Source organism: Photobacterium sp. WH77, from assembly GCF_022014395.1.
In the GTDB taxonomy this organism is placed as follows: Bacteria; Pseudomonadota; Gammaproteobacteria; order Enterobacterales; family Vibrionaceae; genus Photobacterium; species Photobacterium arenosum.
Window position 1 is genome coordinate 1 of the sequence record NZ_JAKLTE010000029.1, and the last position, 14,099, is coordinate 14,099.

Below are 14,099 nucleotides of genomic sequence, written 5' to 3' on the forward strand. Positions count from 1 at the left end.
ATGTCTATGAGAGGGCAGTAAGATAAGTATTAAAGACTTTATTGACTGTATTGCAGGGTTCGGACCTGGACATTAATTCCTATTTGATGTTGTTTAATGGAGTGAAGGATGAGTTCGCAAGATGTGGGCTCATTCTTTTCGCCTTTTTAAGGGGCCTTATGCGAGAGTGGCCAGCCTACTAAGAAGAAATCTGGCAGAGCGAGGTCAATATTCATTTGGTAATTGCGCAGTGCTGCATGAGAACCTATCAAAGGCTTAAGGTTGCGTTGTCAGCATTCTAACTCACTAGATCTCTGGGGTGCACCTACGCCAATACAAGATAGCCGTTTACCAAATCATTCGTGGTGAGAAGGTAGTCTTGATCGAACGTTGACGGATAGGCCCCGGCTTCAGTGGGCGGGTTTGTGTTCACAATATGACTGCGTAACTTTACGGTATTGTGTTGGCGTCATTTCATAAAATTTCTTAAACAGTAATCGGAAATGATTGATGTTGCTGTAGCCCACCTGGCGACTGATGGTCTCAATGTTCAACTTAGTCGTACTCAGTTTGTCCCGTGCGTAAGAGAGACGCAGACGTTGAATATAGTTAACCGGAACGTCGCCGGTTGCCGCTTTGAACCGTCGCGTCATCTGTTTTTCGCTCAAAAAACTCTTGCTCGCGCATCGCGCCACGGTCAGATTGCCTGGATGTTCATGATGCATCCAGTCTTGCAGTTCATGGATCAGAGTGTCATTGTGCTGCCGATATTGGCCGAAACTGGTCAGGCAGATCCGCGTCATACAGGAAATATCCCCCCCAATGTAGCGCTCGCAGCGCGTACGATGCTCACTGCCGAACAGATCATCAATGATCAACAAAGTGGCGTCGTAATAGTCCCGCACACTCGACGAGCAGATAAACGGGCTCTCATGAGTGATTTTTAGGTGGGGCATCAGCTTGACACTGGGGTAGCGTTCACGAAAGTACGCTACATGAGCCCAGTGGGTGGTGGCGCTACGATGATTGAGCAACCCCAGCTCTGCCAATAAAAAAGTGCCCGTGCATAAGGAAACGACATATTGGCTATCAACCAGTTGCTGCGTCAACCATGTTTTGATTGTCTCTGGCAGCAGGTAGGTCTCATCACTCGGCTCGCCACAGCAACCGAGCAAGAAAATATCTGTTTTATCAACCTGCTGCCATGGTGTGGGAAAGGCAATCGTCAATCCGGCAAAGGTTTGAATGTGCGTATCGTACGGGGAAATATAATGTACTTCTGGTTTGGGAAGCCCTGCTAGTTTGGCGGCGATCATTAACATCTCTGCTGGACCGGTTATCGCGGTGCTTGGGACGTTATTGAGCAATAAAGCGGTGATACGTAAAGGTTTGCTAGGTTCTACCATCAGCTCGAGATCCCTTGTTGAGTCAGTCATAACTGTAGTGGTCAACTAAAATTGGCCGCAGTTTAGAGTATTTCGCAATACAGCCTTCAGATTCATTGGGAGCCAGCCCTTCGTTATACTGATGAGGCCTGAGTTGGCTGTAATAGCAAGAGGAAATGTAACGAGTTATATTTCCTCTTGCTTCGGCAGAGCTTGATAACCCGATACTGGGATCCACTCCGTTTTTAGGCCTCTAGTAAAGAATCAATTATTCAATCCAGTACTGAATAATCCGTATATCCATTCTCGTTGCCACCAAATAGCGTTGAGCCGTCCAGTTCAGCCAGAGGCTGTTGTTGCTTTAAGCGCGCTACCAAATCTGGGTTAGAAACAAATGGGCGTCCGAATGCCACTAAATCAGCATAACCTTTCTCAAGTACCTCATCAGCGCGATCTTGGGTGTAACTGCCTGCGACGATAATCGTGTTTGTGAAGTATTCGCGCAGTTCGATTCGGAAACTCTCTGGAATCACTGGAGCGTCGTCCCAATCCGCTTCAGATAGGTGCAGGTACGCAATATCGCGAGCTTGAAGTTGTTTCGATGCTTCGAGGATAGTCGGCACAATGTCAGGACAGTTCATGTCCTTAAAAGTAATGAAAGGAGCGAGTCGTACTCCCACTTTGTTGGCACCAATGGCTTCGCTCACCGCATCGACCACTTCCAATAAAAAGCGAAGTCGGTTTTCGCGAGTACCACCAAAGTTATCGGTTCTGTGGTTTGAGTTGGTACGCAGGAACTGATCAATCAGATAACCATTACCACCGTGGATTTCGACGCCATCGAAGCCGGCTTCAATCGCACGTTTAGCGGCATAGGCAAAATCACTCACCACACGGTCAATATCGGCTTGGGACATGGCTCGTGGCGTTACGCAATCGACCATATTGCCATTACCTTGTTCGTCGGCAATCCATACTTGGGTTTCTACCGGTTTGAGTGCCGATGGGGCAATAGGCTGTTCGCCTTTTTGGAATGTTGGGTGCGATACTCGGCCCACATGCCACAACTGACAAAACATTGCAGCACCTTGTTCTTTTGCTGCTTGAGTGACTGCTTTCCAGCCTGCCACTTGCTCATCGGTGTATACGCCTGGCGTGAACGAGTACCCCTGTGAATCGTCTGAAATCTGGGTGGCTTCAGAGATAATTAAGCCCGCAGTCGCACGTTGCTTGTAGTAAGTCGCCATCATTGGGTTTGGAATATTACCCGGTTGGCTAGTGCGTGCTCGGGTCATTGGTGCCATCACTACGCGATTTTGTAGAGCCAGTTGTTTTAACTGTATTGGTTCAAAAAGTTTGCTCATGGTCGGTTCCTTACTGAAGTAGTGGTACTTGGGTTTTATTGCTTACAGATTCCATCCAATCTTTCACTGTGTTGTCCCATTGGATTTCTGTTGCACTAAAGAACCCACGCAAAATAGAAAACAGGATGGCTTCGTCTACCAAAGTCACATGCTGGCAGGCATCGAGATTCAACACGCTTTTCGCACCTTTGATGAGCGCTTCTACCTCTTTGGCAATGTTTGGTGTGTCTTGTAGGAGCGCATCAAAATTGAGTGCGGCAGTTTCTTTTTTGGCGCGCCAAGCTTGTTGCGCTGACAGAGTGGCAAACTCTGGTAAATCCATATTTGACCACCTTGGGTAACCCACTTTTTGCAGTGGAAGAAACGCGATTTTTTGCCAATCCAACACTTGTTGTGACGGTTGGCTTGTTTCACTTGATGTAGCCAGTTCAAGGAAGTAAGCGATGATATCTAGGCTTTCTGCCATCGCTTCACCGTTGTCTTTGATAAGAAGTGGTACTTGTTTGGTTCCAATCAGGTCCGTTGTGGTTTTGTCGTCGTCATAAGCAATATTGATGACGTCGAGTTGGATATTCAGCATGCCAGCAACATAGCGGACGCGAGCACTGAATGGGCAATGTTCGTAAATGTAGAGTTTCATAGTGTTTTCCTATTGATTCGTATTGGACAGCCCCGCTTGTTCGGGAGGCGTTAAGTCAGGGCTACCAGTAGGGATGAAATTAGTTGTTGAAGCTTGGAGCTAACTCGGCTTGTTTGCTTTCTTTGCGGTTCGCCTTGGCGATGAATAGCAAACCAATCAGCGGAACAATGATGGCTGCGTAAGGGATCATGCCCGCGCCCATTTGGCTATCGAGCACCATACCGCCTAAGAAACCGCCAAAGGCATTGGCTAAGTTGAACGCTGAGATGTTTGCCGTCGCCGCTAATTCCTGGCCTTCACCACCGTGGTTCATTACTCGAAGCTGCATCGCTGGTACGTTAGCGAATGAAGCAATACCAAACACAAAGGCGGTGGCGATGAACAGTACTTTGTTGTCTACGGTTAAGCCGACCAGTATTAGTGAAACAATCATCGCGATAGCCCAGAACATGGAGGCTTTTTGTAGGTTTTTATCTGATGAACGGCCACCCATGGTGTTACCAACAATCAGACCGACGCCAACGATAACCAGAATCCAAGTCACCGCACTTTCACCAAAGCCAGTGATGTGCATGGCGATAGGGGCGATGTAACCATACAAAGTCATGAACCCCGACCAAGCAAATACAGTGATCGCAAGGCTGATAAGTAGCATTGGGTTTTTGAACGCTGCCAATTGCGCTTTGACATCTTTTGCTTCGCCATGACCGGTCGATTTGACCACTGAAGTGATGAAGAACAGAGCCACTAAGCCAAAAGCTGCAACGGTTAAGAAAGTGGTGTGCCAGCCGAATTGCAAGCCAATCCAAGTACCGCCAGGCACACCTAAAACGTTAGCCAATGTTAATCCTGCGAACATTTGTCCGACCGCGCGACCTGCCATTTTTTCTGAAACCAAATTGGTCGCTACCACGGCACCAATGCCGTAGAAAGGGCCTTGAACCAAGCCAGTGATCACTCGGCTTACCATCAACACAAAGTAGTTTGGTGCGAAAGCAGACAATATGTTGCCGAGGATAAACAACACCATTAGCCCAGCCAGCACGGCTTTCTTGTTAAAGCGTGCAAAGTAAATCGTAAGTAGTGGACCGCCAAACACAATGGCAAGCGCGTAGGCACTGATTAAGTAACCCGCTTGCCCTTCTGTGATGGACAATGAGTTGGCGACTTGAGGAAGAATTCCTGCAATAACAAATTCCGCGGTACCGATAGCAAAAGCTGCAAGCGTTAAGACCCATACCTGCAGCGGCATTTTTTCTTTATTCATGGGGAGTCTCTTTTTTTATTTAGTTTGAACCCATTGGTGCCATGCATTTTTGTTGCGATGGCACCTTGTTTCTATTTGGTGTTAGCCAAGCAGTGCACCACCGTCGACATCAATTACGGCGCCAGTCATGTAACTGTTTTCAATCAGAAGTCGGTAAGCTTTTGCAACGTCACTGGCTTCGCCAACTTTGCCTACTGGCAAGCTATTTTGCGTGCGTTGGTACATGGCATTTCTGTCGTCTTCGTTCATGCCTTGATACGCCTCGGTTTTGGTTAAACCCGGGCTGACCGCATTCACTCGGATAGGAGCCAATTCTTTCGCCAGTACTTTCGTGGTTGCTTCAATGGCAGCGTTAATAGCGGTTTTTACATAGGTGTTCGCGACAACTTTGCGAGATAACATGCCGGAAGTAAGTGTGATTGAGCCGCCTTTTTTGATGTAGCGTGCTCCATGTTTAGCTGCGTTGATGGCGCCCCAAAATTTGGTATCAAAAGCGTATTTTGCTTGGGATACTTCCACATCCATCACTTTGCCCGCAGGAGCATAAGAACCTGCTGTGACGATCAGATGGTCAAAAGCACCAATGGTTTCGAAGTAGTGGTAAACCGATTGTTCATCACTGAGGTCTAAACCTGTTTTACGGCTGGCTACGTGGACAACCGCATTTTCGCTTGCAAGTTGTTGGCTAAGTTCAGCACCAATACCTGATGTGCCACCCAGTACGACATAAACGCTTTTTTCTGTTTTCATGATTTGTTTCTCCAATCTTGTTTCGATGGGGTCAGTATATGTATTGGAGTGAATTTGATAATTGGGTAATATTTGAATTTATTATTCAGCTAAGATGAATAATGAAATTTAAGGAGAGATCGTGGACAAGTTTTCAGATATGACGCTGTTTGCCAGCATTGTGAAGAACCAAGGGCTGGCCGCGGCTGGCAGAGAGCTAGGCTTATCGCCAGCAACGGTCACGGCAAGATTACAGTCGCTGGAAGATCGTTATGGGGTGAGATTGCTTAATCGCAGTACAAGGCATATATCGTTGACGGACTCTGGCGCGATGTACCATCAGGCATGTCTGGAAATTATCGACAGCGTAAAAGAGACGGAAAACTTACTCCAAACTGGCACCAAAGAAGTGCGCGGGACACTTAAAATCTCGGCTCCTCGTGATATTGGCAAGCAATACATTTCGCCAATACTGTCGGAATTTAATCAGCTTTATCCCGAAGTGATCCCTTATCTGTATTTGAACGATAACTTATCCAACTTGGCAGAATCCGGTTTGGATATCGTTATCCGATACGGGGAGCTGGCCGACAGCAATCTTATCTCTCGCAAGCTTGCATCCAGTCGCCGAGTGCTTTGCGCTTCTCCTCAGTACTTGGCAAAGAAAGGGACGCCGATTACGCCGCAAGATTTAGCACAGCACGATTGTTTAGCTATGGTTCGCAGCAATGAAGAACTGAAAACATGGCATTTTCAAGATGAAGAACAACACAACGTCATCACTGTGCTGCCAAAGCGCTTTTCTGATGATGGTGAAGTGATTCGTCAATGGGCGTTGGATGGGGCGGGTATTGCGTTGAAATCGATTTTAGATGTGCAAGAAGATATCAAAAAGCAGCGTTTAGTGACGGTGTTGAATGGCTACATGAAGAACTTCAACGCATCGACCTCTTCAGCAGGTGCGGATTTGAATGTGATTTACCTGAGTCGCCAGTATCAACCCAAGCGACTTCGTTTGTTTGTAGATTTTTTAATTGAGCACTTTAGTAGTTTAAGATGATAATTGTATAACCAGATCTGCTTGATCTGCGGCGTGAGCGGGCCATCCTTGCCATTGAGGTTTTGCCCGGACTGCAGCGCTTTAGCGAATGCCTGGATATCAATTTCGTATTTATCAGCCATGATGTGTCTCTCCCTTTTTTAGGACGTGTAGGAAAAGACACAAAACTCTGAACACTACCCCCTCAACTCTTACCCTTCGACAGGTATCCCCTCCGTAATATTCAAATAATATTTGATAATTATTCAATCATTAGCTTGTTTTTAGGTTTGAATATCTCGCGTATTGTCGAAACATATTCACATAGAGCCCAAACTGAGTGTGCGAGCTTACAGAGGTACAATATGAACATACTGAAAACAGGGATCGCCCTCATGGCTGCGATAGGATCCAACGTGGCTACAGCGACGGATTTAGAGGTAGTTGCACAGTTAAATGGCACACGCCCGGGCAACCTGACCGTCACGGAGCAAGGACGTCTGATCATGTCAATGCATCCATTGGAAAACCCAAAATATCGAGTGATGGAGTTGCTAGACGACGGCACAACACGGCCGTTTCCTACCGAGGACTGGGCCGATGGACCTGAGATCGGGGAAGTGGGGCTGTCGTCGGTCATTGGCATTGATAGCACGAAAGAGGGGACGGTTTGGATGTTGGATATGGGCAGTGCCACTACGCCCGCTCAGATTGTCGCTTGGGATAGCGTCAACCATGTGCTTGCTAAGCGTTTCACGCTCAGTTCTTCAGTGATGGTGGATAACTCTTTCTTTCAGGACTTTGCCCTCGATACTTCGCGTAATCTGATGTATATCGCTGACACCACCTTAGGCAACATCGCCGGGTCGGCCGCTCCGGCATTTGTGGTGGTGGATCTCAATACCGGTCAGGCGCGGCGCGTGCTGGAATCGAACAAAGCGTTGATGGCGCCTCAGCATCAAATCAATATTGATGGGTCGGCGTTGGCTACGAAGCGCCAAGACGGCAAATCCGATCCTGTGTATCTGGGTCTCAACCCCATCACGATCGATACCAATAATGAGTGGGTGTACTTCGGGACGGTCAACGGCAGTGCTATTTATCGTCTCCCAACTGCGGCTTTGGCTGATCCCAAGCTCGCGCCCGAGCAGCTTGCGAAAACCATCGAATTTTACAGTGAAAAACGACCGAGTGATGGCATGGTGATGGCAAAGAATGGCCGAACCTATGTGGGTGATCTGGAGAAAAATGCCATCGGTGTGGCCGACGAAACTGGCTATCGACTGATCGCGCAAGATGATCAGTTGCTCAACTGGGTTGATGGCTTTGCATTAGGTAAAGGCTATTTGTATCTCACGCAAAATGCGTTGCACCTGCATCCAATCATGAACGAGGGCGAGGAAGAGGCGACCAAGCCTTATCGCATTGTGCGCCTCAAGTTGGAGTGATGAGCACTACGTGCCGCAGCCGTGGTGGTGCTCACATCGCCACGACCTGAAAGGTTATGTCAGAAGAGGAAAAGTAATGCCACAATCAATCACAATAGGGGTCACGGATCTCTCCTTCCACCGGGTGACGGCCTCACTTGTTCGTCATGTGCTCGTCGACATGGGGTTTGAGGTCGATCGCGTGTACGCACCGCACCAGGAAAACTTTGCGCAGTTGGCCTCTGGTGAGGTGGACATGTTGAGCTCTGCTTGGTTGCCATCCAGCCATGGTACCTACAAAAGCCAAGTCGAAGCCAAGGTGCCGTTGCTAGAGCTCGGCCTCCATTATCAACCGTATGCCCTGTGGGGCGTGCCCGATTACGTGCCGGTTGAGCAGGTCGCCAGTGTCGAGGATTTGCTGAAGCCGGAAGTGCGAGCAAAAATGCACCGAGATATTCAAGGCATTAATCCAGGCGCAGGGATCACGCGTTTCTCAATTCATATGATGGTCGCGTATGGTCTGGAGGAGGTGGGCTATCGCTTTCATACCGGCAGTGAAGAAGCGTGTTTTGGTGCATTTGAACAGGCGGTCGAACACCAACAATGGGTCGTGGTACCGCTGTGGCAACCCCAGTTCTTGCATCATAAGCATCGTATACGCGACTTGGACGACCCCAAGGGTTTGCTGGGCGGTGTTGATCGCGCGGTACTGTTATTACGTGAAGATCGTCGCGCTCGGTTTACGCCGGAGCAATTGGCGCGACTGGATGCACTCTGTTTCTCCAACGCCATCATCGCTGATCTCGACTACCAGGTTCGTCGAGAGGGGCAAATCTTAGATACAGTGACTCGAGCATGGCTTGATGCACACCCGTTTTAATCCCAAGCTAAACGAGAGGCTGCTCGCTTAGCTCGGGATGAGGTGGCGCGCCGCGAGCGCTGAAAGTAACGCCTGAGTGCGGGTTTTGAGATAATCCCGCAGCAAACGGACGGTGGGCGTGATGGACTGACGACTGGGGCAGACTAACCATAACTCTGTCGGCGTCGGCGTATAACCAGGCATTACACTGATCACTCGTTGATTGAGCAAATCGTCCGCCATATCGAGGCACGACTTGATGGCCATTCCATATCCGGATACACACCAGCGGCGTACTAGATCGCCGTCGTTAGATATACGATTCCCGCACAGTTTGGCTTTGATGGTTTGATCGTAATGGGCAAACTGCCATTCATTCTGGACCACATCGTTCAATTGATAGCACAAGCCATTGTGTGTCGCCAACTGGTGAGGATGCGACGGTGTGCCATGCGTTGCGAGGTACGAAGGGGCCGCGCAAAGCAAACGAGGGACATCACAGATTTTAAAACCATACAGGTTGTTTTCCGTGGGTGAACCGTAACGCAAAGCCATATCAACGGTATCGCGATAAAAATCGATGATACTGTCGCTTATGTGACTGCGTAGAGTGAGATTCGGGTGTTGATCAAGGAACTCATTGAGCCAAGGGGTAATGACATTTCGGCCCAGATCGGAAGACAGAGCAATCCGCATTTCGCCGCCCAACTCATCCAAATCTGACTGAATATTGAGTCGTGCGCTCTCGAGTAATTGTAGAGCCTGCTGGCACTGAGGCAGGTAACGCTCGCCAGCGGGCGACATCCGCAACTGACGTGTCGAACGGATAAACAGCTCAAGTCCCAGATTTTTCTCAACGCGTTTAAGCGCGGCACTCGCGGTAGCGAGTTGCATGTCTAAACTGTTGGCGGCTGCTGTGATACTGCGAAGCTCCGCCACTTTCATCACCACGAGAAGATCGTTTAGTAGCATAAATTCAACACATGATTGGTAATGTATTCATTGTTATCAGTTTTTCGTTCGTATCACAAGTGAGGCCCTGTTGTGGCGGGAACATAAACTCGTTACTTGTTGTAGAACATACGTTGTTGGTTTGAGTGATCTGACTTTGTAACTCGTGGACACCTTGGCGGGAGGCTGTTCATTGTTCTGTGCCAGCGTAAGTCACAGACCCACATATTGATAGACCCTGTTAGGGCAGTGAATGCTCACCTGGGATAGCGTCTGATTTCAGTTGAGTACCTGCGTCCACTTCTCGGAAGCCTTCAGTATCTCCCAACGCTCAAACCCCAAATCCAGCTCTCCACCTTCAATTCCGATATCCAACGGCACAATCTGTTTCGCTGTGACCCCCCCCCTCGGCTCTCAACACACTGCCGCCGATTGCGATGGGAATATTATGGAGGTAAGGGTTATCCCTCATCTCGATTGCTGTGAAAAAGCAGTCCATGTCGATATGAATAAACTTCCTGTCTCCGTGTTGCTCTCTCTCAGCGTGCATCGTTTTTATCTCAATACATTCGCGTAGAGACGAAGCTTGTTCTTTCTGAAACGATTAACACCTTTGCTTCCCGGCAAAGGGCGATTTTACACTGTTCGTTCATGTGCTTTTTCTTCTTTTCTGAGTTTAACCAGTGCCCATTTGGCCGAAATGACAATGGAAGTCGCCATGCAGATAAAAGAGAATCCGCCAGCTACTATGGTCAGAGCACCAGCCACAATGCCTGATAAGGATTCACCTGTGTTAGCAACGGTCGAGTAGAGGCCGTAATTTTTGCCAAGCTCTCCCTGGCGGGACAGGGTCTGGATATTGGTGATGATAGAAATATCCACAATGGCGCCAACAAACCCCAGTATGAAGACAGAGGTGAACAGCGCAGGCTGGTTGATGTTAATAGCTATCGCCACCAGTACAAACAGCACGCCATATAACATCCACGATTTCATCACCAGTTCTGGTGTCGTGTCTTTAACAATTCTCGGATATAAAATGCCGCCTATGACCGTTCCTGTTGCCATCACTGAAAAGACATAACCAACCAATTCCTCACGCAGGTAATGTTCAACAATGATAGCCGGGAGCACATACTTCAGCAGCGCGGCTGTAAAGAGTACACATGCAGTCGTACCAATAATCACCATGAATAAATCAGTTTGATAATTTCTTAAATTCGATATGCTTTCTTTGGTATCAGTAAACAAAGCGGTAAACGAAAGTTTTTCCTCTCTGTGTGTCTGATTCTTTTTCAACAAAAGCAGAAAAATAAGAGAAAGTGCATAAGTGATTGCATCGGCAAGCAAGACAAAACTTTTGTCGGCAACAGAGATGATCAAGGCACATAGCAATGGTCCGATAATGGATGCGACATCTTCGATGATTTGAAACAGACTGTTTCCTGCAGGTAATTCTTCTTTGTTCAACACAAATGGCAGGTAGGATCTGAAACTTGGTTGAAACAGGCTGCGTCCTATCGTCATCAGCATAGCGCAGACAACCAGTCCGGCTATATTCAATATGCCCAAGTAGTAAGTGATAAACATGACGAAAGTCACACTCAGCCTGAGTGTATCACTGAGCAGCATGTTTCTCTTGAATGGAAATACATCGGCAATCCAGCCACCCACAGGTCCGGAAAAGAGATAAGGGATAAATTTTAGAAAATAGACTAGCCCAATATAGAATATATCGCCTGATAATAACTCAATGGTGATCAACGCGAAGACAACCTCATGTGCGAAGTCGCCAATTTTGGATGTGAGACTGGCAAGCGATAAGGGAAGTAATTTTCGATTAAAGATTACTTCTTTCATATAATGTCTCCGGGAGTGGTGATGTATATTTAAATAAAAATCATCATTTTAAAATGGAGTCGATTTTTGTGGGTGGATAGAATGTATTTAGCATTACCAGTATTTTTAAATTCTGACTTTTTCTAAATCGGTGAAATTCAATGGATAAATAATTTTATATATTGATAAATATCAAAATATACAACTGTTCGCCCCGAGCGCAATCATCGTGTAATTAAAAATTTAATCTAGAAGAAAAGATCTTTTATGTGTGAATAGTCACAATAAAACAATCTATTTTTTATGGGTTGTAAATGAATGTGAAAAAGTATGTTTTATATTTTCTTTTATTGAGTAGGCGATTGATATTTTTAGTAGTTATTATTAATTCTATCAGAATATTTGGAGGCAGAAATATGCTGGTTCAGAAGCCGGGTTGCAGGCGGATGTGTTTTTATTTTGACGTTTTGATTGAGCCGATCATGGCGAGCGCACCGCACTCGCCATTTAATTGTTTACTCACATTTCGACACCATCACAGCGTCAGGTAAGCCGTTATCCTGGAAAGTCAGGCTCCACACATAACGTCCGGTTTCAGGCAGCATGGCAGCTGTGTCTTTGCCATAGCTGCCAGCCGTGAGCGGTGTTTTCTGACCCGGCCGGAGTTCCAGCCCTTCGGCCGTATACTGAGGCGACCAGTCTTTACTGGCGTACTGCAGACGGAAACTGCCTGCCTGTTCATTGGTTACCACCTGGTACAGGTTCTGGCCTTTGTATTCGAACTGCCGGTTGTCTCTGTGCTTCCACCCTGAATCGGTGAAATCACCCACCACATACAGCGGTTTGCTCACCGGGCCTTGCTCAGTCACTGTGGGATTATCACACTTTGCCATCAGGCCTGTACCCGTTAAGATCAGGGCTTTGGCTGTCAGATCCTCGGCAGGCTGTACTGGGGAGACAATATGCAGGAAGCGTGCTTCAAAGCCATTGAGTGCAATAGTGTAGTGTCCACTGCTGACGTGGAAGCGCTCACCGCTTTGCAAGTCAATCAAATCACCGGCTGAGCCCAGTATTTCCGCATTTAAAGACAGGTGTTGCGAAGCGTCTGTGGTGCTGACCAGATAAACGACAGCGTCCTGATCTTTTTGCTTGCGATCCACATACACCTTGTCATTGGCCATAATATTGAGGCGTTCGCCTTGGTATAACGCCGGGTGCGCCGCCCGCATTGTCATCAGCTCTGTGACATAGGCTTTGAGATCGCGTTGGCGTGCATTCAGCGTGGCACTGACGCCGTCAATCTTGCCACTGGAACGGGCCACATGATCATCACATAAGCCTTGGATGGCGCAGATATCGCCCGGCACTTTACCGGCAAAATGTTCAACCTGATCACCAATTTCATCACCGTAATACAGGGTGATGGGGCCTGTATAAGCGGCGAGGAAGGATATCGCTGCTTTATGGCGCTGCCAGTATTGATCATCGCTGGGTTCTGCAATATTGCCCCGTTGCAGCAAATCACCAAAGCGGACGAGATCATGATTGCCCAGCATCAGATTGGGCTTGGCATGATCGGGATAAAGCCGATGTAAATCCATGCCTTCTGCCAGCCAACTGCCGCCTTTGCCGCCGTTACTGTTTTCATTCACGGCGAAGGTTTCCACTAATCGGTAGCGGACCGGAAAATCAAAGGCTGAACACAAACCCGGTGTGCCTTGCGGGCCATAACCAGTCTGATTGATCGCGTTTTCGTTATTCCATATTTCAGCCACCATGTAACCCAGCGGATGGACAGTGTCGCCAAGATGATTAATGTAAGTGACGGACTGCGATGCGTCATCAACTGTCTGGCGAATATCCTGCCAGGCCTTCAGAGGCACCTGATAAGCCTGATCCAACCGCCAGCCATCGATTTTAAGTGTTTTTATCCAGTAAGCTGCCACTTCCTGATAAAAAGGCAGGCTCTCGGGGTAGCTGACCGGATTGCTGCCACCCACGGGCAGTTTCCCGGTTGGCGATGGCACCACATTCTCTTTGTGGTGACCAAACACGCCGTCAAAGAACACATATAACCCCCGGGCATGGGCCTGTTCGACCAATGCTTTCGCGGTCTCTATCGTGCCAAATTTCGGATCTATCGAAAAATAATCGGTGGCATAATAGCCGGTGGCATCCAAACGGTCTGCCCAGTGGTCCTGGCCTATTTTGGCCACTGACTCAAACACAGGCGTCAGCCAAATCGCATTAACACCTAACGACTGGATATCATCCAGAGAGTCGATAATCCCCTGCAAATCACCCTGATGATGACTGGTGCCGTAGCCGGTGCCATGACCAATATTCGGGTCACCATCGATAAAGCTCTCGACCATGATCTGGTAAATCCGTAGCTGTTGGCTTTGCTCGGTAACGTTTGTGTTACAGGCATAAGGCGCAATGGTTGGGTTTTCGTCCGCAGATGGGGTTGAGCTTCCGCATCCTGCCAGCGCTGCGGCTATTAGTAATGAGAGTGTGGAATGAGCAATCCTTTTGTTCACGTTTCAATTCCTGTCGTTATTTTTTGAATGTCTGATCTCTGTTTGTTTGTGGATACGTGCCCCTTCATTCAGGGACACGC

Annotated in this window: 11 protein-coding genes and 2 pseudogenes; 3 read left to right on the top strand and 10 right to left on the bottom strand. The window is 48.0% G+C overall.

What is annotated here, in order from left to right; all coding sequences use genetic code 11:
- Positions 1-389: 389 nt before the first annotated feature.
- The 6 genes and pseudogenes from L6J37_RS19765 to L6J37_RS19790 form a co-directional block, all read right to left on the bottom strand.
- On the bottom strand, positions 390-1,385 hold the full coding sequence (locus L6J37_RS19765; RefSeq protein ID WP_192017275.1) for a GlxA family transcriptional regulator: 996 nt from the start codon (positions 1,383-1,385) through the stop codon (positions 390-392).
- 41 nt (positions 1,386-1,426) lie between these two features.
- A pseudogene (locus L6J37_RS19770) lies at positions 1,427-1,625 on the bottom strand (IS3 family transposase); the annotation flags it as partial.
- Between the two features lie 11 nt (positions 1,626-1,636).
- The gene (locus tag L6J37_RS19775; RefSeq protein ID WP_237796325.1) at positions 1,637-2,728 is read right to left on the bottom strand and encodes an alkene reductase; all 1,092 of its coding nucleotides are present in this window, start codon (positions 2,726-2,728) and stop codon (positions 1,637-1,639) included.
- 10 nt (positions 2,729-2,738) lie between these two features.
- Entirely contained in the window at positions 2,739-3,368 is a 630-nt protein-coding gene (locus L6J37_RS19780) for a GrxB family glutaredoxin (RefSeq protein ID WP_237796327.1), read from the bottom strand.
- Positions 3,369-3,447: 79 nt separating this feature from the next.
- Positions 3,448-4,635, bottom strand: a complete 1,188-nt coding sequence (locus L6J37_RS19785; RefSeq protein ID WP_192017272.1) for an MFS transporter — start codon at positions 4,633-4,635, stop codon at positions 3,448-3,450.
- An 81-nt stretch (positions 4,636-4,716) separates the two neighbouring features.
- Positions 4,717-5,385 carry an SDR family oxidoreductase gene (locus L6J37_RS19790; RefSeq protein WP_237796329.1) on the bottom strand — a complete coding sequence of 223 codons (669 nt, stop codon included), beginning with the start codon at positions 5,383-5,385 and terminating at the stop codon, positions 4,717-4,719.
- Positions 5,386-5,506: 121 nt separating this feature from the next.
- On the opposite strand from L6J37_RS19790, the gene L6J37_RS19795 reads away from it, so the two are divergent.
- The 3 genes from L6J37_RS19795 (at position 5,507) to L6J37_RS19805 (ending at position 8,710) form a co-directional block, all read left to right on the top strand.
- The gene (locus L6J37_RS19795) at positions 5,507-6,424 is read left to right on the top strand and encodes a LysR family transcriptional regulator (RefSeq protein WP_192017270.1); all 918 of its coding nucleotides are present in this window, start codon (positions 5,507-5,509) and stop codon (positions 6,422-6,424) included.
- 344 nt (positions 6,425-6,768) lie between these two features.
- Complete coding sequence (locus L6J37_RS19800; RefSeq protein ID WP_237796330.1) at positions 6,769-7,851, top strand: major royal jelly family protein; 1,083 nt, start codon at positions 6,769-6,771, stop codon at positions 7,849-7,851.
- A gap of 76 nt (positions 7,852-7,927) precedes the next feature.
- On the top strand, positions 7,928-8,710 hold the full coding sequence (locus L6J37_RS19805) for a glycine betaine ABC transporter substrate-binding protein (RefSeq protein ID WP_192017269.1): 783 nt from the start codon (positions 7,928-7,930) through the stop codon (positions 8,708-8,710).
- A gap of 27 nt (positions 8,711-8,737) precedes the next feature.
- Here L6J37_RS19805 and L6J37_RS19810 read toward each other — a convergent pair whose 3' ends face one another.
- The 4 genes and pseudogenes from L6J37_RS19810 to L6J37_RS19820 all read right to left on the bottom strand — a co-directional run bounded on the left by L6J37_RS19810 (position 8,738) and on the right by L6J37_RS19820 (position 14,019).
- A complete protein-coding gene (locus tag L6J37_RS19810) occupies positions 8,738-9,661 on the bottom strand; it encodes a LysR family transcriptional regulator (protein WP_237796331.1) in 924 nt (307 codons plus the stop codon).
- Positions 9,662-10,064: 403 nt separating this feature from the next.
- A pseudogene (locus tag L6J37_RS21460) lies at positions 10,065-10,190 on the bottom strand (Y-family DNA polymerase); the annotation flags it as partial.
- A gap of 86 nt (positions 10,191-10,276) precedes the next feature.
- Positions 10,277-11,500 (bottom strand): MFS transporter, encoded by a 1,224-nt coding sequence (locus tag L6J37_RS19815; protein WP_237796332.1) that lies wholly within the window; start codon positions 11,498-11,500, stop codon positions 10,277-10,279.
- Positions 11,501-11,994: 494 nt separating this feature from the next.
- A complete protein-coding gene (locus L6J37_RS19820; RefSeq protein ID WP_237796333.1) occupies positions 11,995-14,019 on the bottom strand; it encodes an alpha-amylase family glycosyl hydrolase in 2,025 nt (674 codons plus the stop codon).
- Positions 14,020-14,099 lie beyond the last annotated feature (80 nt).